The sequence below is a fragment of the Curtanaerobium respiraculi genome (genome assembly GCF_024609215.1).
GTDB classification, from domain to species: domain Bacteria; phylum Actinomycetota; class Coriobacteriia; order Coriobacteriales; family Eggerthellaceae; genus Curtanaerobium; species Curtanaerobium respiraculi.
The window spans coordinates 186,166-207,312 of sequence record NZ_JANIPD030000023.1 but is presented as its reverse complement, the minus strand read 5'-3'; the positions used below and the strand labels follow the sequence as shown (position 1 = coordinate 207,312).

General features: G+C 64.8%; 19 protein-coding genes. 15 read left to right on the top strand and 4 right to left on the bottom strand.

What is annotated here, in order from left to right; genetic code table 11:
* Positions 1-456: 456 nt before the first annotated feature.
* Together trxA and prfA are read left to right on the top strand one after the other, a co-directional pair.
* Positions 457-762, top strand: coding sequence for a thioredoxin (trxA, locus tag NOV21_RS07455; protein ID WP_283170309.1), 306 nt, complete (start codon positions 457-459; stop codon positions 760-762).
* A 124-nt stretch (positions 763-886) separates the two neighbouring features.
* Positions 887-2,008 (top strand): peptide chain release factor 1, encoded by a 1,122-nt coding sequence (gene prfA, locus NOV21_RS07450; RefSeq protein ID WP_283170310.1) that lies wholly within the window; start codon positions 887-889, stop codon positions 2,006-2,008.
* Between the two features lie 554 nt (positions 2,009-2,562).
* Here prfA and NOV21_RS07445 read toward each other — a convergent pair.
* The 3 genes from NOV21_RS07445 to NOV21_RS07435 form a co-directional block, all read right to left on the bottom strand.
* Positions 2,563-2,769, bottom strand: a complete 207-nt coding sequence (locus tag NOV21_RS07445; RefSeq protein WP_283170311.1) for a hypothetical protein — start codon at positions 2,767-2,769, stop codon at positions 2,563-2,565.
* A 12-nt stretch (positions 2,770-2,781) separates the two neighbouring features.
* On the bottom strand, positions 2,782-3,021 hold the full coding sequence (locus NOV21_RS07440) for a hypothetical protein (protein WP_283170312.1): 240 nt from the start codon (positions 3,019-3,021) through the stop codon (positions 2,782-2,784).
* Positions 3,022-3,095: 74 nt separating this feature from the next.
* Positions 3,096-3,659 (bottom strand): helix-turn-helix domain-containing protein, encoded by a 564-nt coding sequence (locus tag NOV21_RS07435; protein ID WP_283170313.1) that lies wholly within the window; start codon positions 3,657-3,659, stop codon positions 3,096-3,098.
* Positions 3,660-3,832: 173 nt separating this feature from the next.
* Between NOV21_RS07435 and NOV21_RS07430 the strand changes: the two genes are divergently transcribed.
* Positions 3,833-4,075, top strand: coding sequence for a helix-turn-helix transcriptional regulator (locus tag NOV21_RS07430; protein ID WP_283170314.1), 243 nt, complete (start codon positions 3,833-3,835; stop codon positions 4,073-4,075).
* Positions 4,076-4,201: 126 nt separating this feature from the next.
* Here NOV21_RS07430 and NOV21_RS07425 read toward each other — a convergent pair whose 3' ends face one another.
* On the bottom strand, positions 4,202-4,579 hold the full coding sequence (locus NOV21_RS07425; RefSeq protein ID WP_283170315.1) for a transposase: 378 nt from the start codon (positions 4,577-4,579) through the stop codon (positions 4,202-4,204).
* A 404-nt stretch (positions 4,580-4,983) separates the two neighbouring features.
* Between NOV21_RS07425 and NOV21_RS07420 the strand changes: the two genes are divergently transcribed.
* The 12 genes from NOV21_RS07420 to NOV21_RS07365 all read left to right on the top strand — a co-directional run bounded on the left by NOV21_RS07420 (position 4,984) and on the right by NOV21_RS07365 (position 21,029).
* On the top strand, positions 4,984-5,562 hold the full coding sequence (locus NOV21_RS07420) for a DUF6088 family protein (protein WP_283170316.1): 579 nt from the start codon (positions 4,984-4,986) through the stop codon (positions 5,560-5,562).
* Entirely contained in the window at positions 5,559-6,551 is a 993-nt protein-coding gene (locus tag NOV21_RS07415; protein WP_283170317.1) for a nucleotidyl transferase AbiEii/AbiGii toxin family protein, read from the top strand. The genes NOV21_RS07420 and NOV21_RS07415 overlap by 4 nt, the downstream gene beginning before the upstream one ends.
* A gap of 688 nt (positions 6,552-7,239) precedes the next feature.
* Positions 7,240-7,893 (top strand): IS110 family transposase, encoded by a 654-nt coding sequence (locus tag NOV21_RS07410; protein WP_283170318.1) that lies wholly within the window; start codon positions 7,240-7,242, stop codon positions 7,891-7,893.
* Positions 7,894-7,950: 57 nt separating this feature from the next.
* Positions 7,951-8,451 carry a transposase gene (locus tag NOV21_RS07405; RefSeq protein ID WP_283170319.1) on the top strand — a complete coding sequence of 167 codons (501 nt, stop codon included), beginning with the start codon at positions 7,951-7,953 and terminating at the stop codon, positions 8,449-8,451.
* A gap of 651 nt (positions 8,452-9,102) precedes the next feature.
* Positions 9,103-10,353 (top strand): N5-glutamine methyltransferase family protein, encoded by a 1,251-nt coding sequence (locus tag NOV21_RS07400; protein ID WP_283170320.1) that lies wholly within the window; start codon positions 9,103-9,105, stop codon positions 10,351-10,353.
* Positions 10,354-10,356: 3 nt separating this feature from the next.
* Positions 10,357-11,217 (top strand): purine-nucleoside phosphorylase, encoded by an 861-nt coding sequence (locus NOV21_RS07395; RefSeq protein ID WP_283170321.1) that lies wholly within the window; start codon positions 10,357-10,359, stop codon positions 11,215-11,217.
* 67 nt (positions 11,218-11,284) lie between these two features.
* Complete coding sequence (gene pyrE / locus NOV21_RS07390; protein WP_283170322.1) at positions 11,285-11,965, top strand: orotate phosphoribosyltransferase; 681 nt, start codon at positions 11,285-11,287, stop codon at positions 11,963-11,965.
* Positions 11,966-12,136: 171 nt separating this feature from the next.
* Positions 12,137-14,374, top strand: a complete 2,238-nt coding sequence (nuoE, locus tag NOV21_RS07385; protein ID WP_283170323.1) for an NADH-quinone oxidoreductase subunit NuoE — start codon at positions 12,137-12,139, stop codon at positions 14,372-14,374.
* Positions 14,375-14,385: 11 nt separating this feature from the next.
* Positions 14,386-16,491: an FAD-dependent oxidoreductase gene (locus NOV21_RS07380; RefSeq protein ID WP_283170324.1), complete on the top strand. Its 2,106-nt coding sequence runs from the start codon at positions 14,386-14,388 to the stop codon at positions 16,489-16,491.
* A gap of 582 nt (positions 16,492-17,073) precedes the next feature.
* On the top strand, positions 17,074-18,906 hold the full coding sequence (ilvB, locus tag NOV21_RS07375) for a biosynthetic-type acetolactate synthase large subunit (protein ID WP_346428530.1): 1,833 nt from the start codon (positions 17,074-17,076) through the stop codon (positions 18,904-18,906).
* A gap of 2 nt (positions 18,907-18,908) precedes the next feature.
* Complete coding sequence (gene ilvN / locus NOV21_RS07370; protein ID WP_283170325.1) at positions 18,909-19,412, top strand: acetolactate synthase small subunit; 504 nt, start codon at positions 18,909-18,911, stop codon at positions 19,410-19,412.
* An 84-nt stretch (positions 19,413-19,496) separates the two neighbouring features.
* The gene (locus NOV21_RS07365; protein WP_283170326.1) at positions 19,497-21,029 is read left to right on the top strand and encodes a 2-isopropylmalate synthase; all 1,533 of its coding nucleotides are present in this window, start codon (positions 19,497-19,499) and stop codon (positions 21,027-21,029) included.
* Positions 21,030-21,147: the final 118 nt, after the last annotated feature.

Sequence of the window (21,147 nt, the reverse complement as noted above, 5' to 3'; positions counted from 1 at the left end):
TGCGCTGCACGTCCAGGCTTCCGGGGCGGCCGGCTTTCCGCGGGCCGATCCCTCGTGCCAGACCATCGCGACAGCAGGGGGACTTGCCGCCGATCGTCCGAACGCATCCTCTCGCCCGTCCCGGTGTCGCACACGGCGCCGACCATGGTGCCGATTCCGAGGAAACGGGAAATGCCGCCCACCCTCGTCGGGCTCTCGCATCACGGCCTCTCCCGAAACCGAGGAAGTTTCCCGAGAAGTCATGGATGAAAACCTCCAGACCCTCCGGGCGCGGTGGTAGCTTCCAATATGACCGCACCCCGCTAGTGTTGCGCTTGAGATGAAAAGTTACGCGCGGACGCGGTAGGCAACGGCTGCGTGTCGGGGTTATGCAGGATCGCTGAACTGCCGGCTGCCGTGGTATAGTTGCACGCGGACGAAACCGGTTGCCCAAAAGGGGCAGGACAGGAGAAAACGATGACCCAGAAAATCACCTCCGCCGAATTCGAGGAGAAGGTCCTGAAGGCCAAAACCCCCGTTCTGGTGGACTTCTTCGCGACGTGGTGCGGCCCCTGCAAGATGATGGCCCCCGTCATCGACGAGATCGCCAAGGAGAAGGCCGGCGAAGCCGCCGTGTACAGCGTCGACGTCGACGAGTGTCCCGATATCGCCGGTCGCTACGGCATCATGAGCATTCCGACGCTCATCGTGTTCGAAAACGGCGAGGTCAAGAATCAGACCCTGGGCGCGCAGCCGAAGGCGAACGTTCTCTCCTTGTTCTAACTGAACTGCATTTTCGCAAGCCGCAATCCCGATCGCAGGGTTGCGGCTTGCGGTTCGAAGGGGCTTCGGCCTCTTTTTCCGTGCGTTGCCGGATTGCCGCACCCCGGCGGCGCGCTGGAGGCCGATGCCGGGGTGCGGACATGCGGCGCTGATCGAGGTAACGGAGGAAGACATGCTCGAGCGCGAGAAGCTGCAGAAGATCGTGGACGCCTATGGCGATCTGCAGACGAAGATGACCGACCCTGCGGTGCTGGCCAACCAGAGGGAATACAACCGCCTGGCAAAGGAATACTCCAACCAGGGCCCGCTCGCCAAGGCGGCGAAGCGCTACGTTCAGGATCTGGACGACCTCGCCGAGGCGAAGGAGATGCAATCCGATGCCGACATGCGCGAGTTCGCGCAGGAGGAGATCGTCCGCATCGAGGATGAGCTCCCCGGGCTGGAGGAGGACATCAAGTTCATGCTGATCCCGGCGGATCCCGCCGACGAGAAGGACATCATCGTGGAGATCCGTGCGGGCGCTGGCGGCGATGAGGCCGCGATCTTCGCAGGCGATTTGTACAAGATGTACACGCGCTTCGCAGAGCAGCGCAAATGGAAGATCGAGATGCTGGACGCATCCCCCTCCGAGGCGGGCGGCTTCAAGGAGGTCCAGTTCAAGGTCAAGGGCGACAAGGTCTATTCCGAGATGAAGTTCGAGTCCGGCGTGCACCGCGTGCAGCGCGTTCCCAAGACGGAGAGCCAGGGCCGCATCCACACCAGCACCGCCACGGTCGCCGTGCTGCCCGAGGCCGACGAGGTGGAAGTGGACATCAAGCAGGAGGACCTGCGCATCGATGTGTACCGCGCCGGCGGGCCGGGCGGCCAGTGCGTGAACACGACGGACTCCGCGGTGCGCATCACCCATCTTCCCACGGGCTTGGTGGTGCAGTCGCAGGACCAGAAGAGCCAGCTGCAGAACAAGATCGCCGCTATGGCGGTTCTGCGCGCCCGCCTGTACGACAAGATGCTGGAAGAGCAGCGCGCCGCCGAGGGGGCCGAGCGCCGCGCCCAGATCGGCACGGGCGACCGCTCCGAGAAGATCCGCACCTACAATGGGCCGCAGGACCGCGTGACCGATCACCGTATCGGGTACAACGGCACCTACAACGGCGTGCTGCTGAACGCGGGCGGCGCGGGCTTGGAGGAGCTCATCACGGCGCTGCAGGCCGCCGACCGCGCGAGGAAGCTCGAGCAGGCGGTGTAGGCGGGGGTCCGCGCGCCCCTTCCCGCATGAAGGGGGACCCGGGTGCGCCTGCCCGGCATACGGCGGATTGAGGTTAGGCGGGGCCGCTCGGAGAAAACCGTAGGTTGATTTTTCAAACGCGACCACGGGAGGCTGTCGAGAAACCCCCTCTGAGACTTCTGCTCATACGGCATATAGTGTTTCAAGAAACAGGTAGACATTATGTGTGTGCTTGAATGGATGGAAGGGGTTTCTCGACAGCCTGGCGGGCGATGTGACTCTGACGATGGTCTTCGAGCCGGAGACCTGGGCGATATCCGTCACGCCAGAAAGCATCGACTTCGGCAGCGCCACGACGGGCTATGGGCAGCCGACGGCGCAGGCGGCAACGGTGGCGAACACCGGGAATCAGATGATAACGGTTGCCCTCCCCGCAAACGGGGCGTGGTACGCCGTTTCGGCTGATAGCTGGGCAAGCGGCGGCGTCCTGCTCAATCCCAGGATCTCGGCCGCTGTCGCGGTGGAAATCGCGTCGTTTTCCCGAAGATACGCAAGAATCGCACGCTGGCGGTCACCTAGCCACCTATCCCCATCGTCCACTTTATCGCTTGCCTATCGCTCGCATCGGCGCCGATGCGAGCATCGAACGAGTAGTCGTCGTCGAGCGGGAGGATGGTGCGGAACACGTCGCCCTCGATGAACCGGGGGTCAGCGCCCGAGTAGCGGCTCGAGTACTTGAAGAGGTTGCGCACGCCGCTGCCCAGCCGTATGGCGAACTCCATCGTCACCGCCCTCTAGAAAGCGGAGAGGTCGATTGGCCCGGACGCCCTGCCGGCGCTGAAGTTCGCGACGGCGCGGTCCATGTCGGCGAGCGTGCGGGCGGAGATGGTGTCGGGGGCCGAGAGCTCGCGCGGCTCGAGCAGGATGCAGCCGTTTTCGTATTCCTTGACCTGGTAGTACGGGTAGCTCGCCCCACGCAGCGTCACGCGGCGCTTGGAGTCCGGTCGGGCAGTGTATTCCTTCGTGGGCGACATGGCAGGTTCCTTATCTAGTGGGATATCCCACCTGCATTGTAATAACCAAGGAAGGCCCCGTCAGCCTCGCATCCCTATCCGGCGCCGCCTTCCAGCATCGTCCTCGTCTTTTCGCGATCGCTTTCAAGAGGCAGCTTCGCGAGTTCCTCCCCCATATGCTTTCCCCGCGCTTTCTCGAAGTCGAAATGGCTGTTCACAGCGTTGGCCTTAGCCCTCTTCTGGGTCCCAGCCTGCCTGTACGAGTCCTTCCACTCTGCGTAGCCATCGTCCGAGAGGCTTCGCGCGGCGTACTCGAGCTGCTTCTCAGCCCATTCCTGGACGCCCGTCTCCATGTCGGCATGCATCGGCATCAGGTAGGCGATGCCGTCTATGAGCACGGGACGGAGCAGGTCGTTGGCCTCCATGTCCATGAGGCACTGGATGGTGGCGTCGGCATCCTCGCCGTAGAAGTCGTCGAGCGTCTTCGGGTTTATGCCGAGCGCCTTCGCTATCGCCTCCCTGTGGGGTTGCTTCGGGATGCGGTTGCCGAGCTCGTAGCTCCTTATCGCCGATTCGCTCAGCCCCGTCTTCTCGGCCAGCTCCGCCTGGGTAAGCCCGAGCCTCTTTCTGTGCCTGTAGATCTTGCCGGTAACGCTCATCGGCCACCCCTTGCCTTACCACCTCGTACCACGTGATGCCCATTGTAGAAAAACCTCACGTATTTGTAAAGGTATGCTGACAGCACAAATACGTGAGTTTATCTTTACCACAAGAAAGCGCACATAAACGTGAGCTTTCGGAAGCGCAGACGGCAAAAGAAAGGACGGTGAACATGGCTGAAGAGAAGAGCCAGATGCTGGGAGTGGAGGAGGTGTGCGAGCGCCTCGGGGTGTCGAGGTCGTACGGCTACCGCGTCATCCGCAAGCTCAACGGCGACCTGCGCGAGCGAGGAATCCTCACCATCCCCGGCAAGGTGAACAGCGCCTTCCTCGAGGAGCGCTACTTCTCGACAGAGGCGCCCCCGCAGCAGGAACCCGACCACCGGGAAGGAGGCGAGGAAGATGGCGGTCTATAAGGATGCAAAGAAGGGAACCTGGTATGCGCTATGGGACATGATTTCCATGTCATTGGCGATGGTGCCAGGGCATGCTGGCGCAGCGCCCCATGCGGGACGCTTCCGATCGGCGGTTTTCAGGAGCTCCTAGTCTGCGGGGCGGACGTAGGGCCTGTTATCCCGCAGCACTGCGAAGATGATCGAGCATAGCTTGCGCACGACGGCGCTGACGGCGACCTTGTGGCACTTTCCCCCGGCGCGCTTCTTGGTGTGGTGCGCTCCGAGCGCCGGGTCGTACCTGCGTGCCCGGTCGGCGGCGAGCCAAAGGCACCAGCGGAGGTAGGGCGAGCCGCGCTCGGACATCTTCGCGCGCGTCCCCGCCATCTCGCCCGACTCGAAGGCCGACGGGTCGCAGCCGTCTGCGTCGTTGGCGAGCTCGAAGCCCGTCAGCAGCCGCTTTCCCCCTTCGCCGATGATTGCCGCCGGGTGCTTGCACTTGGCGGCGTCGATTCCGATGCGGTGCATCTTTCGCCCGCCCCTTTCCAGTCGGCATGGACGGATGCACGGGCGGTTGCCCCCTCGCACCGGCGGCGCGCAGCCTCGTTCGATATAAAGCGATGAACCGCTATCCGGCTGATTGGCGCAACTCCGCCGGGCGGGGGCGCGAGCCCCCCCCGAAGGGGATGGAGCCCCAGCGGACTGGCATCACGCGACCCCCCGCCTGACGGAAATCATGCCCCATATCCGGTCGTCAGGAATATAGGACTGAAAGTCGCCGGGAGGCGACGATGATTAAGATACGAGGCGTAGCCATGAGCAAGCCAAACGGCGGAGCTGGATTCAAAATCACGAATATCGTATACTTTACGTGATTTCGAAAGGAGCCGAAGGTGAACGACAAGGGCATGAGGAGCGCCATCGAGCGGCGCGTGGCAGCGCTCCCGGAGGACTCGGCCTTCACCTCGAAAGACTTCGCGGACGTGGCCAGCGCCGAAACATCCAGGCGCGTCCTGAAGGACCTGGCGGACGAGGGCACGATATGCCGCGCGGCGAGGGGCCTGTATTACAAGCCCCGATACAGCAAGCTGCTCGGGGCGCCCGTGCCGGTCGACGTGGACGCCGCGGCGCACGCGGTGGCCCGGTCCAGGCGCTGGACCATAGCCCCGTCCGGCCAGACCGCCCTCAACCGGCTCGGCCTGGACACGCAGGTGCCGGCGACATTCGAGTACATAAGCGACGGCCCCTACGCGGACATGGTGATCGGCGGCGTGCCGGTGAGGTTCAAGCACACGGCGAACAAGGACGTCACGAACCTGTCTCCCGCGACGCTTCTGGTGGTGCAGGCCCTGAAGGCGCTCGGCAGGGGGCGTGCCAGCGAGGAGCTCACAAGGCGCATCGCCTCCAGGCTGAGCGAAGGGGAGAAGCGGGCGCTGCTCGACGAGACCCTGCAGGCGACCGCGTGGGTCAGGGAGTCGGCGCGAGCCATAGCGGAAGGAGCGAAAGGGTGATCGAGATAGCGTGCGCCTCGGCGCAGGACCGCTCGGACCTCATCAGGACGGTGGCGGGCGAGATGAAGATGCAGCCCGCGATCGTGGAGAAGGACTTCTGGGTCTGCTACACGCTCGACCACCTGTTCCACCGCAGCGAGTTCGGGGACTCCATCGTCTTCAAGGGCGGGACGAGCCTCTCGAAGGCGTACCGCATCATCGAGCGCTTCTCCGAGGACATCGACCTCATCCTCGACTGGCGCCTCATCGGCTACGGAGTCGACGAGCCCTGGGAGGATCGCAGCAACACCAAGCAGGACAAGTTCAAGCTGGAAACCATCGAGCGCACCGACAGATTCCTCGCCGGGAAGTTCGCCCCATCCATCAGAGGCTCCATCTCCGAAGAGCTGGGCGTCGAGGTCGACATCCGCCCGGCGGCAGAGGAGGAGACGGTGATCTTCGCCTACCCGCGCGCGTTCTCTTCGACGGCGACGCTCGATGTCATAAGGCTGGAGATCGGCCCGCTCGCGGCGTGGTTGCCATCATCGAACGCGACCATCACGCCATACGCGGCGGAGCGGCATCCGGACGTCTTCTCATCGCCGTCGACGACGGTAAGAACAGCGGTGCCGGAGCGCACATTCTGGGAAAAGGCGACGATTCTGCACCAAGAGGCGAACCGCCCGGAAGGCAAGGCGATGCCGCGCAGGTATTCGCGCCATTACTACGACATGTACAGACTCGGCCACTCCAAGGTGTCAGAACGCGCGATCGAGCATCCGGAACTCCTCGCCAAGGTCGTCGCCTTCAAGGAGAAGTTCTACAGGACGCCCTGGTCGAAGCTTGCGGATGCCAAGCCGGGGACGTTGAAGCTCGTCCCGCCCGAGCACCGAGTGCCCGAGCTGGGGCGCGACTACGACGCAATGCTCCCCATAATATTCGGGGAGGCGCCGGCTCTCGAGGAGATCCTTTCGTTTGTCGGCGAGCTCGAGAAGAGGGTGAACGGCTAGGCCTCCGGAATCCCCGACGATTCCAACGAATGCATTGATCGCCATCGCAAAACCTCGCATCCACGCACGGCTGAATGGTCAGCACCTCATGCAGCGCTTCCGCGCTGTTCTGAGCTGCCTCGGCGTTCGGGGAGCTCGTACTGGAGTAGAAATGCCACCGCCGACCCGATCGGCAAACTCCCCGTGTGCCTTGCTGTAGCTTAGCGAGGCTAGGGTTTGATCCTGCCCTACGGTGCCGCAGCGCCCGTGGGAGAATGTCCCTGCGAAATATATACCGATTGGGCGCACGCACGGACTGGAGGCGGTTAGGAAGAAGAGTGAGAAGCAGCGCAGGGGCACGGTGTCATAAAGGCGTCGCCGAAGCGAAGCCAACGAATAAAGCGGGTTGGGAGCAAGCCTAGTTCGAGGGCCTGGGGAAGTGCGCTCTTCCGTCACTCCCACTCGTATATTGGAAACATCCACTTGACCGCACCTTCCGCGTGTGGGTCAATCGGATTAGCGGAACGCCGGGGCGCAGGTATCTCCCACTGGGGTCTAGCCTCGTAATTGAGTCTTGCGCCCGGCCCTCCCGCAGGCGGACACGTATTTGGCTGGATGGCCGATAGGGGTCGCATATCCGACGAGTTTGTGTGCTGCGGGCGGTGCCGGAAGCGTTCCCGACGTATATGGTTCGTGCGGGGAGGCTGCCTTGAACTACATCGGGATCGACATCGCCAAGAACGGCCACGTCGCCGCCGCCGTGAGCGACCGCGGCGAGCTGATCGGGGGCCCGTTCCCCTTCGCCAACGACGCGGAGGGATTCGACAAGCTTGCGAAGTTCCTCGACGGGGCCGGCTGCGACGCGGCGGGGGACATCGTCGTTATGGAGTCGACAGGGCACTACTGGCTGGCCCTATGGCCGTTCCTGGACTCGGAAGGATGGGCGCTCGCGCTCGTGAACCCGATCCAGACCGACGCGTTCAGGCGCGCCGAGGCGGTCCGCAAGGCCAAGACCGACGACATCGACGCGGTGCTGATCGCCCAGTTCGCCAGGTTCAAGGCGCTGGGCCCCTCGGCCGTCTCGCCCGAGGCCGCCGACGGCCTGCGCCAGCTCACGCGCTACCGCGCCCACCTGGTGGACGAGCGCACGTCGCTGAAGAACAGGGCGACCGCGCTGGCGGACAGGCTGTTCCCGGAGCTCGCGAAGGTGCTCCCCGGCGGCATGCAGTCGGCGGCGTTCAGGACCGTGGCCAGGGACTACGGCACGCCCGAGGAGGTCGCCTCCACCGACGCAGGACGCTCGAGAAGGCGCTGCGCGAGGCGAGCATGGGGCGCCTCGGCAGGGCCGAGGCGCGGACGTTGAAGGACGCCGCGAGGTCGTCGGTGGGCGTCAAATACGCCTCGGGCGCGTTCGCCTTCGATGAAGCACATCGTCGAGCTGGTGGAGCGCCTGGACTCCGAGGTCGCCGACCTGGACGCCGAGGCCGCGCGCATCCTGCGCGAGACCGGCGCCGACGTCCTCGAGAGCATCCCCGGCATAGGCCCCGTGAACGCGGCGGTCATCGCCGCCGAGGTCGGCGACCCTGGCAGGTTCGCGGATGCCAAGAAGCTGATCGCCTTCGCCGGCATAGACGCCTCCAAGGTGCAGTCGGGCGGATTCGAGGGCGCCGAGGCGCGCATGTCCAAGCGCGGCTCGCCGCGCCTGCGCCACGCGCTCATGATGGCTGCCGACGCGGCGCGCAGGTTCGACCCGTACTTCGGCGACTACTACGACTCCATGCGTGCGCGCGGCAAGCACCACTACGTGGCTCTGTCGGGCGTGGCCCGCAAGCTCGCCGGCGTCATGCTTGCCGTGTGGAAAGAGGGCAGGCCGTACGAGAGGAGGCCGTCGGTGCAGTCGGCGCAGGGGCAGACGGGATAAGCGAAACGTGAAAGCGGCAGATCGGGCCTTCCGCTCCGTGGTGGGTCGCTTCGCCATGCCCAAAACCGCATTGGAAAAATTCTCGAGAAAGCACTTGACATCATTTAGCTGGTCTCTATTGTTAACGCTCCCCCTCCTCCCCGACTAGAAGCCCGCTGACCAGCGGGTTTTCTTATGCCCGTGTCCCAAAAACAGTGCCAGAACCTGCACCTAGCTGGTAGTCACCTTCCCATCGGACCTACACCTCCGGGGCTGCGGTGGAAATCCTGGACCAAATCAGGAACAGGGACACCGCAGCTCCCCGTCCCCCGAGGGGAGTGGTCGCAGGTTACCAGAAAAGCGGGCATCTACCAGCGCTTTCAATTTATTTTGAATAAATGGCACGTGCCGAATCCCGCGGGGCTCCTCCCGATTCCCAGGCGCTATACGAGAAAAAACTGCGATTTTGTGAGTGGAATTTGGATTTAGGAGCCATCGGGTGGTTCATTACCGGCGATAATGTGCGTGGTGCGTCTTGGTTGGCTTTCGCGACCTGGGGAAATGCAAAATCGGAGCGCGAGGTTGGGTGGGATGGACGTTCAAAATGGCTCCTAAGTCCAAATTCCGCTCAGTTTTCGAGCGTTTTTTCACGCATGACGACGAGGAGAGCGTATGGCGGAGGAAATATGGACGGTCGGGCGGATCCTTTCATGGATCGAGGGGTTCCTGGCCGAGCATGGCGACGCGGGCGCGAAGCGTTCGGCCCGCTGGCTGGTGGCGGAGGCGCTTGCCGTTAGCCCCATACAGCTGTACGCCGATCTCGAGCGCCCCTTAAGCGGGGAGGAGCGCACGGTGCTTCGCGACTACACCCGTCGCCGCGCAGCGGGGGAGCCTCTGCAGTACATCACGGGAACGACGGACTTCCGCTTCATCACGGTAAAGGTGCGCAAAGGGGTGCTGATCCCGCGCCCCGAGACCGAGGTCCTGGTGAGCGAGGCCCTGGCAGAGCTGAAGCCGCGTTTGAGGGCCATGCGCGATGCCGTCGAGACGGAGCGTCTGAGATCGCTGGCCGCGGCGAGTGGCGCGGGGGCCGAAGGTCTCGATGGCTCCTCCGAGCTTGGCGCCGCCGTCGCAGCTGAGGGCGGATCCGATGCGGGCGCCGCTTTCACCCGCGTCGCCGATGGCGGTCACGGCTATGAGAACGGTCGGGGCGCAGGGTCCGGCGCCGGCCCGCACTCGCACGCCGCCGGGAATGAAGCCACCATCTCATTCGGCGTCGACGGCATCCCGGGCGACGCGCCCGCAGATGCCGTTGAAGACGGAGCCGACGGGAATGGCGCGCCCGTCCCCGATGCAGCCGAATCTGCGGGAGGCGACGGGGCCGTCTCGCGCTCCGAGATAAGGGTGGTGGATGCCTGCACGGGCACGGGGTGCGTAGCATGCGCGATTGCGAGCGAGGTCCCCGAGGCTCGCGTCATCGCCACCGACATCGCGCCCGAGGCGACCGCCCTAACGCGTGAGAACGCTTCCGATTTGGGGCTGTCCGACCGCGTGAGCGTGGTCGAGGGCGATCTGCTGTCCGGCCTGCCCGCGGACTGGGCGGGGAGGACGGACCTTGTCATCAGCAACCCGCCCTACATCCCCACGCGGGTGCTGGGCCGGATGGATGCGGAAGTGGTCGATTTCGAACCGCGGCTCGCGTTGGACGGCGGAGGGGACGGGCTGGATCTGTACCGCCGCCTGCTCCCGCAGGCGTTCGGCCTGCTCTCCGCGCAAGGAGTGCTCGCCGTCGAATTGCATGAGACCCGCTTGAACGAGGCGGCCCGCCTGGCGCAGGCGGCCGGGTTCGCCCAGGTGCGCGTCGCCTGCGACCTGGCGGGGCGCCAGCGCGTTCTCGTGGCTCGAAAGATCGGAAAGGAATAGCTTATGACGCAGAACATGCTCGCTTCGCACCTCGATGAAGCCGCCGCGATCATTCGCGGGCGGCTCGGTTCGTTCCGGCCGCGCGTCGCCCTTGTGCTGGGAAGCGGGCTGAACCCCCTTGCCGAGGAGATCGAGGGCCCGATTCGCATCCCCTACGCCGATGTGCCCCATATGAAGACGAGCACCGCCGAGGGGCACGTGGGCAGGTTCGTCGCGGGCGCCCTTTCCGGCGTGCGCGTGATCGCCATGCAGGGCCGCCTGCACGGCTACGAGGGCTATTCTGCCGTCGAGGTCGCCTTCCCCGTATGGCTGATGCGCCGCCTGGGCGCGACAACCCTCGTCACCACGAACGCCGCGGGGGGCATCGACGAATCGTTATCCCCCGGCGATTTCTGCGTGATGTCCGACCATATCAACCTCACGGGGCGCAATCCCATCGCCAACGCGGATGCCGCCGGCATGGCGGAGCGCTTCTTCAGCATGACGGGCGCGTACGACCCCGTCCTGCGCGCGGTGGCGCTCGACGTCGCGGCGCGTGCGGGGATCGCCGCCCGCGAGGGGGTGTATCTGGGGCTCCTGGGACCCAGTTTCGAAACCCCCGCGGAGATCCGCGCGTTCCGGGCGCTCGGCGCGGATACCGTCGCCATGAGCGTGTGCGAGGAGGTTATCGCCGCGCGGCACTCGGGCATGCGCGTGCTGGGGATCAGCCTGGTGTCCAACATGGCCGCCGGCATCGAGGGGGCCAGCCCCACCGGCGCCGAGGTGATGGACGTGGCGAAAACCCGCGAATCTCAATTCAGCACCCTCATCCGTGGTATTTTGGGTTCCGGTGCTTTCGCAGACGGCGAAGGGCCCCGGGCGTAAAGCCCCTCCGATGGGTCCGCGGCGCCCCCGGCCGGCCGTCTGCCTTCGACGAGAGAAAGGCGCGTAAATGGAAGAGTACAAGCGGGATTTCATCGAGTTCATGGTCGAGTCGCAGGTGCTGAAGTTCGGCTCGTTCACGCTGAAGAGCGGGCGGCAGAGCCCATTCTTCATGAACGCGGGCGCCTACGTGACGGGCGACCAGCTCCATCGGCTCGGGCTCGCGTACGCGCGCGCCATCCACGACACCTTCGGACTCGATTTCGATGTGGTGTTCGGCCCGGCGTACAAGGGCATCCCGCTGTCGGTGGTCACGGTGATGGGCCTGCAGGAGCTCTACGGCAAGGAGGCCCGGTACTGCAGCAACCGCAAGGAGGCAAAGGATCACGGCGAGGGCGGGAACCTCCTGGGCGCCTCCCTGCACGACGGCGACAAGGTCGTGATGGTCGAGGATGTGACCACCAGCGGCAAGTCGATCGACGAGACCTATCCCATCCTCACCGCGGCTGCCGATGTGCAGGTGATGGGGCTCATGGTGTCCCTCAACCGCATGGAGGTGGGAAAGGGCGGCGCGAAGGCAGCCATCGACGAGGTGTCCGACAAGTACGGGTTCCCCACGGCGAGCATCGTGAACATGGCCGAGGTGACCGAGTACCTGCACAATCGCGAGTGCCGGGGCAGGATCGTGATCGACGATGCCATGAAGGCCGCGATCGACGAATACTACGCCCGATACGGCGCGAAAGCGTAATACGCGCCCTCGGGATCGATCGCAGCAGGTCATTCCCCTAGTAAGCCGCACCGTCCACGAGAAAGTGGGTTCCCGGTGCGGCTTCTTGCGTCATAATGTCCGGCGGAGATGAAGTGTTTCTCTGGGGCGAGGACGAGGTGCCCCGAAACCCTTTAGAAGGAGGCGGTTGGTGTGCCTGAACAGGCAGTAATCGATTTGGAACCGCTGGCTCCTGCGCTGAGAGTGCTGGATGACGATCACTCCAAGCTGATCGCGGCCATGCAGATGGCGCAGCAAGCCTACGGTTACCTTCCCAAGCGGGCGATGGAGGAGATCGCCCAGCACGCGGGTGTGGGCCTGGCGAAGGTGTACGGCATCGCGACGTTCTACAGCTTCTTCAAGCTGGAGCCGGTGGGCATCTACGAGATCCTGCTGTGCCAGGGCACCGCATGCCACGTGAACGGCGCGGATAGCATCGTCACGGCGATCCAGCAGGAGCTGGGGATCACGGTAGGCCAGACCACCGAGGACGGCGTGTTCACGCTGACCGAGGTCGCATGCCTGGGTTGCTGCAGCATGGCGCCCTGCATGATGATCAACGGTCAGACATACGGCCACCTTACCCCGGAAACGACCATCAGGACGCTGCGCGAGCTGCGGGCGATCGCCAACGGTGGCGGATTGCGCGTGGCCGTCGGCGAAGGCAGCTGCGGCATCGCGGCGGGCGCGGGACGGGTGGAAAGGGTCCTCCGCGCGTGCATGACGGCGACCGACAGCTTCAGCGTGCATCCCGTCGGCTGCATCGGCATGTGCTTTTTGGAGCCCATCGTCGACGTGTACGACGGCGACAAGCTGCTCCATCGCTTCGTGAAGGTGCAGGAGAAGGATGCCTTCGACATCGTGGCGGCCCTGCGCACGGGCAACTTCAAGCGCGTCGAGCGATTGGAGATCACGGACGAGGACGCCGAGTTCCTGAACAAGCAGACGCGCATCGCGCTGCGCCACTGCGGCATACTGAATCCCACGAGCCTGGCGGACTACCGCGCCGTCGGCGGATTCCAGCAGCTGGACAAGGTGCTGCACATGTCGCCCGACGACGTGATCGAAGAGGTGAAGAAGTCGGGCATCGGCGGCCGCGGCGGTGCCGGATTCCCCACCTGGTTTAAGTGGCGCAGCGCGCGCGACGCCGAGGGGGAGGAGAAGTACCTGATCTGCAACGCCGACGAGGGCGACCCCGGCGCGTTCATGGACCGCGCCGTCATCGAGGGCGACCCGTTCAACCTGCTCGAGGGCATGCTCATCGGCGCGTACGCCATCGGAGCCCACACGGGTTTCGTGTACATCCGCGCCGAGTACCCGCTCGCGGTCGAGCGCCTGCAGGCGGCCATCGATCAGCTGCACGAGGCGGGCTACCTGGGCGAGCATATCCTGGGCACCGATTTCAGCTGCGACATCCGCATCATGATGGGGTCCGGCGCGTTCGTCTGCGGCGAGGAGACCGCGCTCTTGGCCTCGCTCGAGGGCAACCGCGGCATGCCGCGCCTGAAGCCCCCCTTCCCGGCGCAGTCCGGGTACATGGGCAAGCCCAGCAACATCAATAACGTGGAGACATACGCCAACATCACATGGATCATTGAGCACGGCGGCGACGCCTTCGCGGCCATCGGCACGGAAGGCAGCAAGGGCACCAAGGTATTCGCCGTGTCCGGCAAGGTGAAGCACGGCGGATTGGTCGAGGTCCCCATGGGCAAGACGCTGCACGACGTGATCTTCGATATCGCCGGCGGCATGCAGGAGGGCCACGAGTTCAAGGCCGTGCAGATGGGCGGCCCCTCGGGCGGCTGCATCCCCGCCAGCATGGACGACACCCTGATCGATTACGCGGCCCTGGGCGCCACGGGCGCCATCATGGGCAGCGGCGGCATGGTCGTCATGGATGACGACACCTGCATGGTGAACACTGCCAAGTTCTTCCTGAACTTCACCGCCAACGAGAGCTGCGGCAAATGCGTGCCGTGCCGCATCGGCACCAAGCGCATGCTGGAGATCCTCACGCGGCTCTGCGAGGGCAAGGGAGAGGAAGGCGACATCGAGAAGCTCGAGGAGCTTTCACGGGCCATCTGCGACGGCGCGATGTGCGGCTTGGGGCAGACGGCGCCCAACCCGGTACTGACCACGATCAAGTACTTCCGCGACGAATACGAGGCGCATATCCGCGACTGCCGATGCCCCGCGCACGAATGCCAGGATCTGATCACGCTCACGATCGATCCGGACAAATGCACCGGATGCGATATCTGCGCGCGGAAATGCCCCGTGCAGTGCATCTCGGGCGAGCGCAAGGAACCGCACGTCATCGACCAGGATGCGTGCATCCATTGCAAGCAATGCTATAACCTGTGCCACTTCGGCGCTATCACGGTGGAGTAGGGGGTGCCGGAATGAACAACGAGATCACCGTCACTATCAACGGCCACGTGTGCAAGGGCACCGAAGGTCAGACTATCTTGGACATTGCCGAGGCGAACGGCATCTATATCGCCAATCTGTGCCATAATGGGGAACTTGGCCACTACGGCGGCTGCAGCGTGTGCGTGTGCGAGGAAGAGGGCGGACGCCGCCTGCTGCGCGCGTGCGCGACCAAGGCGCGCGATGGCCAGGTTGTCTCCACCGAGACGGAGCGCGCCTCGCGCAGCCGGAAGATCGCCCTCGAGCTGATCATGAGCGACCATACGGGCGACTGCCTGGGGCCCTGCGTGCACGGCTGCCCCAATCATGTGCATGTCCAGGATTATATCCAGGCCATCGCTCATGGCCAGAATAGGGATGCCGTCCAGATCATCAAGGAGCGGCTTCCCCTGCCAGCGAGCATCGGGCGCGTGTGCCCGCATCCCTGCGAGACGGAATGCCGTCGGCAATATGTGGAGGAGCCGGTCAGCATTTGCTTCTTGAAGGCGGCCGCAGCCGACCGCGTCATCGACCAAGGCGGCTACGTGCCCGAACCCGACCCCGCCACGGGGAAGACCGTCGGCATCATCGGCGGCGGACCGGCCGGCCTCACCGCCGCGTACTTCCTGGCGCTTTCGGGGCACCAGGTCACCGTGGTGGACGCCATGCCCCAGATGGGCGGCATGCTGCGCTACGGCATCCCCGAGTACCGCCTTCCCAAGGCGACGCTCGACGCCGAGCTGGCCGAGATCGAAAGCCTGGGGATCACATACGAGAACGGCGTCCATATCGGCGTCGACGAGCCGGGCAAGGATTTCCGTGCCCTGTTCGAGGGCGACGGGTTTGCTAAGAACATCTCCTTCGAGGAGTTCCGCAAGGGCTTCGACGCGACGATCGTGGCCACCGGCGCCTGGACCAGCAGCAAGCTCCGCTGCGAGGGGGACGACCTTCCCGGCGTGTGGGACGGCATCGACCTGCTCGAGCGCGTCGCGCTGGGCCAGAAGCTCGACTTGGGCGACGACGTCGTCATCGTCGGCGGAGGCAATACCGCCATGGACTGTTGCCGCACTGCCGTGCGCCTGGGGGTGAAGAACGTGAGCGTCGTCTACCGCCGCACGGAGGCGGAGATGCCCGCCGAGCAGGTGGAGATCGATGAAGCGCGCGAAGAGGGCGTCCGGTTCCGCTTCCTGCGCAACCCCAACCGCGTCATCGCGGGCCCGGATGGGCGTGTGTCCGAGGTCGAGCTGCAGGTCATGGAGCTCGGCGAGCCCGATGCTTCGGGCCGCCGCCGTCCCGTGCCGGTCGAGGGGCAAACGGAGACGATTCCCGTTTCCTCGATGGTCGCCGCCATCGGCCAGAAGGTGAGCACGGTCGGCTTCGAGGGTTTGGAGCTGACCGATTGGCGCACCATCGTGGCGGGCAAGAACACGTATAAGACCAATATCGAAGGCGTGTACGCCTGCGGCGACAACACCAACGACGGCGCCGGCATCGCCATCGAGGCGATCGCCGAGGGTCGGTACTGCGCGCAGGTCGTGGATGCGTACCTGGGCGGCATGGACCTGGTCCTTCCCGAGCCGTATTACTCGAAGCGCAACCCCACGGCGGAGGAAGTCGCCGAAGGCCGTCAGAAGGAGGCGCGGGCGAAGATGCCCGTGGCGCCCGCTGCTGAGCGCAGAACCAACTTCGAGCCGGTCTACCTGGGCTTCACCGACGAGGTGATGCAGAAGGAGGCGCAGCGCTGCCTGGACTGCGGGTGCTTCGACCGCTACGAATGCCGCCTGTTGGATACCATCCACCACGACGAGATCCATCCCGAGCGCTTCGCGGGCGAGATGCACGAGGCGTACAAGGAGCAGAGCCTGGTGTGCATCGAACGCGACCAGGGCAAATGCATTCTGTGCGGCACGTGCGTGCGCATGTGCGAGGAAGAGGTGGGCAAGGGGTTCATCGGCCTGCAGGGCCGCGGGTTCCCCACGTCGATCGAGACCATCACGGTCGATCCGGATTACGCCGACTTCTGCAAGAGCTGCAAGAAATGCGCGGAAGCCTGCCCCACGGGAGCTTTGAAGATTCTGAGCGAGGGAAGCACTGATTAATTCCGCCTTGGCCGGGGACGGCGGGCTGAGTGCCGGAGCGGCGAAAGGCGAGCGAGCGCACTGACGTGCGCGAACGAGGATCGAGCCGCTCCGGCGCCAGCATGTCGTTCCCGGGCTGGCGGAATATATCAGCGGTTCCCTAGGTTGCCGCGGCAGACGCCGCGTCGCGGAGATCAGGGGAAGCGCGCAAGTGCGATAGCGCAGCGCGAGCTCGATAGTCGGGCCGGGAGCGTGAAAGCTTCCGGCCCGACGTGCGCTCGGGGGAGGCTGTCTGGAAACCCCCTCTGATACTTCTGCTTATACGACATATAGTATTTCAAGAAACATATAGATACTCTATGATGCATGTTTGAACAGATTGATAGGAGTTTCTAGACAGCCTGTGGAGGGGGATGCGGCGGGCGGCGAAGCGCCCGCGAAACGGCGGGGTTCGAGTCGGCAGGGCGGTCTCCCTGGCCGGAACAGCTTCTCTCCGGTCGGCAAGGTGTGAAAACGGCAAACCCCGCCTGACCTTTCCCGCCGGTTTCATTAGTATGGGCTTATGACCGGGAAATGCGCACCGCGGTAGGAGGCTGACCTTTTATGGCCGAGGAAAAACAGGGGTTCGACTGGTATCGCAAGGGGCTTCCGCGCTTCGGAAGCCATACCGCCAACGAGGGGCGGCGCATGAACGGCGCCCAGGCGCTCATCGCCGCGTTGGAGGCCGAGGGGGTCGAGGAGATTTTCGGCTATCCGGGCGGCCAGGCCATCAAGATCTACGATGCGCTCTACGATAGCGCGCAGCTCAATCATATCCTCGCCCGCCATGAGCAGGGCGCGACGCACGCGGCCGACGGATATGCGCGCGCGACCGGGCGCCCGGGCGTGGTCCTCGTGACCAGCGGGCCCGGCGCCACCAACACCGTCACGGGGATCGCGACCGCCTATATGGACAGCGTCCCGCTCGTGGTGCTCACCGGCCAGGTGCCCACAAAAAGCATCGGCACCGATGCCTTCCAAGAAAGCGATATCTTCGGCATCACCATGCCCATCGTGAAGCATAGCTTCCTGGTCAAGGATCCCGCCGACCTGCTTCAAACGGTGCGCGATGCGTTCTATATCGCCACCACCGGCCGTCCGGGCCCGGTGCTCGTCGATATGCCCAGCGATATCCTTTCCGCCCAGATCGAGTTCCATTACTTCGATTCGAGCAGCTTGGCCAGCTACAAGCCGACGCGCAAGCCGAACGGGCGCCAGGTGCGCGCGGCGATCGACCTGATCGGGCAATCGACGTCGCCCATCCTCTACGTCGGCGGCGGCATCGCGGCGTCGGGCGCCAGCGCGGAGCTCGCCGCCCTGTCCCGCGCGCTGCAGGCGCCGGTCGTCACCACGCTCATGGGCAAGGATGCGCTCCCCGCCGACGATCCCTTCAACCTGGGGCTCGTCGGCATGCACGGATCGAAATACGCGAACCTCGCAATCACCTCGTGCGATCTGCTCATCGCCGTGGGCGCCCGTTTCAGCGACCGCGTCACGGGCGATATCAGCACGTTCGCGCCCCGCGCCAATGTCATCCACATCGATGTCGATCCCGCGGAGATCGGGAAGAACCGCCACGCCGACGTTCCGATCGTTGGCGATGCCAAGGCGGCGCTGGCGGCGCTGCTGCTGGAGTTGGGCAAGCAGGGCATCCAGCCGAGAACGGGGGAGTGGCTCGCCCGTGTGCGCGCCTGGCGGGATGGATACCCGCTGCCCGCCGCCGAGCTCGCCAGCCCCTACGAGGGGGGTATAGCCCCCGAAGGCCTGATGCGCGTCCTGTCCGACATACTCGATCCAGTATCGAGCATCGTGGTCACCGATGTCGGGCAGCATCAGATGTGGGCGGCGCAGCACATCGCGCGCACCTGCCCCCGCTCGTTTCTATCCAGCGGCGGGGCGGGGACGATGGGCTACGGACTTCCCGCCTCGATCGGCGCGCAGGTGGGTAATCCCCGCAAGCAGGTGGTCTGCATCACGGGGGACGGGTCGTTCCAAATGTGCATCGAGGAGATGGCGGTCGCCACGGTCCATGGCCTCCCCCTGAAGGTGATCGTGCTGAACAACGGAGCCTTGGGCATGGTTCACCAGTGGCAGAGCCTCTTCTACCGGGGGCGCTACAGCGCCACCGAGCTTGCGCACGTGCCCGACTTCCTGAAAATCGCCGAGGCGTACGGCTGGGGCGGAGCGCGCATCTCCCGGCCCGAGCAGGTGCAGGGCGCGCTCGAGAAGCTGCTTGCCGCCGAAGGTCCCGCGCTGCTGGAGGTCCTCATCCCCGAGGAAGAGAGCGTCTTCCCCATGGTCGCACCCGGCAGCTCGCTCGACGACGAAATTGGGGCGGTTTCCGTCGGCGATATCTCGAAGATGTACGAAGATGGGCAGGATGCGGGCAAGGAGTAGAGATGGGCAGCTTCCAGAAGACGAACATCCATATCATCAGCGTGCTGGTGGAGAACAAGGCAGGCGTGCTCTCGCGCGTGACGGGCCTCATCTCTCGGCGCGGATTCAATATCGAATCGCTTGCCGTCGGCCCCACGGAGGATCCGGACATCTCGCGCATGACCATCGTGGTCGATGCGGACGATGCCGCCTTCGAGCAGATCACCAAGCAGTTGAATAAGCTGGTGAGCGTGTACAAGATAACGCGCCAGACCTCCGGGGTGGATATCGTCCGCGAGCTTATGTTGGTCAAGGTTTCCGTGCTCCCCGAGGTGCGAAGCCAGGTCATCGAAATCGCGGACATCTTCCGCGCCAAGATCATCGACGTGGGCAAGGATTCCGTCACCATCGAGGCGACCGGCGATGAGAACAAGCTGGCGGGCCTGGAGAACCTGCTGCGCCCCTACGGCATCCGCGAGATCATCCGCACGGGCAAGATAGCCATGCCGAGAAGCGGGGCGTTCTGACGAGCGCCTGCACTGCCGCCGCCGGGATCGCCCTCGCATTGACTTCCCTAACCTAGACATCTCGCGCACCTCGAAGGAAAACGTATGACACGCAAAATCGCAATACTCGACACCACGCTCCGCGACGGGGAGCAGTCGCCCGGCTGCTCGATGGACACCGAGGAGAAGCTCGTCATCGCGCGCCAGCTCCTCCGTTTGCAGGTGGACGCCATCGAGGCGGGGTTCCCCGTGTCGTCGCCCGGGGACTTCGAGAGCGTGCAGCGCATCGCCGAGCTTGTCGGCGACCGGGCATCGGTGGTCGCCCTCACGCGCGCGGTCGACAAGGATATCGACTCAGCCGCCGCCGCGCTGAAGGGCTGCATCCGCCCCCGCATCCACACCGGCCTGGGCGTCTCCCCCAGCCATTTGCGCGACAAACTCCATATCACGCCGGACGAGTGCGTCGAGCGCGCGGTGCATTGCGTGAAGTACGCGCGCAACCTGTGCGATGACGTGCAGTTCTACGCCGAGGATGCGGGGCGCAGCGACTACGAGTTCCTCGCCCGCGTCGTGCAGGCGGTCATCGAGGCGGGCGCCACCGTGGTGAACATCCCCGATACCACCGGGTACTCGATGCCCGATGAGTTCGGCCGGCGGATCCGCTTCCTCGAAGAGCACGTGGACGGCATCGACGGAATCACGCTTTCGGTCCATTGCCACAACGACTTGGGCATGGCGACCGCGCTTTCCCTCGCGGGCGTCGCGAACGGCGCCACCCAGGTGGAATGCACCATCAACGGCCTGGGGGAGCGTGCGGGCAACACCGCCATGGAGGAGGTGGTCATGGCGATCCGCCTGCACGACGCCGAGTTGGACGCGTTCACACAGGTCGATCCGCGCGAGATCACGAGGGCATCGCGCCTGGTCTCATCCATCACGGGCATGAACGTCCAGGCCAACAAGGCGATCGTGGGCGCGAACGCCTTCGCCCATAGCTCCGGCATCCACCAGGACGGCGTGCTGAAGAACCGCGAGACCTACGAGATCATCAGTCCCGAGACGGTGGGCGCATGGGGGAGCCGCATCATATTGACGGCACGAAGCGGCCATGCCGCCCTGAAGAGCCGCTTGGACGATCTGGGCTATTCGTTCGATGAAGGCACGCTCGACATCCTATACCAGAGGTTCTTGGAGCTCGCGGACCGCAAGAAGGAAGTCTACGACGAGGATTTGGAAAGCCTGGTCAATGAGGCGGCGCGCGACGTGGACGCCATCTACACGCTGGAATCCCTCCAGGTGAGCTGCGGATTCCCCCTCATCCCCACGGCAACGTTGACGCTGCGCGACGAGGCGGGGGAGCCCCATACCGTGTGCGAGGTGGGCACCGGGCCCATCGACGCCGCCTATAAGACGGTGGACAAGATCGTCTCGATACGGTCCGACCTCGCGGGCTTCAGCGTGAAATCCGTGTCGCGCGGCATCGACGCCCTCGGCGAGGTGACGGTCCGCGTGAAGGGGCCCGAGGGCAGGATATTCATCGGACGCGGCAGCGACGGGGACATCATCGTCAGCAGCACGAAGGCCTACCTGAACGCCCTGAATCGCATGATCTCAGCCGGACGCCTTGCCGCCCGCTAGCGGTCGCATCGGGGATTCCCCGCTTTTTCCTGATCAACGGGTCAGCAGCCGACGCAGCCGCCCTGTTGCGGACGGCGGACGCGTCCCGCCGTTCCCCCTATGCTAGGTTTATCCCGGT

Coding starts and splice junctions, on each gene's coding strand:
- NOV21_RS07365 (WP_283170326.1), top strand. CDS start 19,497: ATGACACGCAAAATCGCAATACTCGACACCACGCTCCGCGACGGGGAG.
- NOV21_RS07435 (WP_283170313.1), bottom strand. CDS start 3,659: ATGAGCGTTACCGGCAAGATCTACAGGCACAGAAAGAGGCTCGGGCTT.
- NOV21_RS07380 (WP_283170324.1), top strand. CDS start 14,386: ATGAACAACGAGATCACCGTCACTATCAACGGCCACGTGTGCAAGGGC.
- NOV21_RS07405 (WP_283170319.1), top strand. CDS start 7,951: ATGAAGCACATCGTCGAGCTGGTGGAGCGCCTGGACTCCGAGGTCGCC.
- ilvN (WP_283170325.1), top strand. CDS start 18,909: ATGGGCAGCTTCCAGAAGACGAACATCCATATCATCAGCGTGCTGGTG.
- ilvB (WP_346428530.1), top strand. CDS start 17,074: ATGGCCGAGGAAAAACAGGGGTTCGACTGGTATCGCAAGGGGCTTCCG.
- NOV21_RS07445 (WP_283170311.1), bottom strand. CDS start 2,769: ATGGAGTTCGCCATACGGCTGGGCAGCGGCGTGCGCAACCTCTTCAAG.
- NOV21_RS07395 (WP_283170321.1), top strand. CDS start 10,357: ATGACGCAGAACATGCTCGCTTCGCACCTCGATGAAGCCGCCGCGATC.
- NOV21_RS07400 (WP_283170320.1), top strand. CDS start 9,103: ATGGCGGAGGAAATATGGACGGTCGGGCGGATCCTTTCATGGATCGAG.
- pyrE (WP_283170322.1), top strand. CDS start 11,285: ATGGAAGAGTACAAGCGGGATTTCATCGAGTTCATGGTCGAGTCGCAG.
- NOV21_RS07430 (WP_283170314.1), top strand. CDS start 3,833: ATGGCTGAAGAGAAGAGCCAGATGCTGGGAGTGGAGGAGGTGTGCGAG.
- trxA (WP_283170309.1), top strand. CDS start 457: ATGACCCAGAAAATCACCTCCGCCGAATTCGAGGAGAAGGTCCTGAAG.
- NOV21_RS07425 (WP_283170315.1), bottom strand. CDS start 4,579: ATGCACCGCATCGGAATCGACGCCGCCAAGTGCAAGCACCCGGCGGCA.
- prfA (WP_283170310.1), top strand. CDS start 887: ATGCCGGGGTGCGGACATGCGGCGCTGATCGAGGTAACGGAGGAAGAC.
- NOV21_RS07440 (WP_283170312.1), bottom strand. CDS start 3,021: ATGTCGCCCACGAAGGAATACACTGCCCGACCGGACTCCAAGCGCCGC.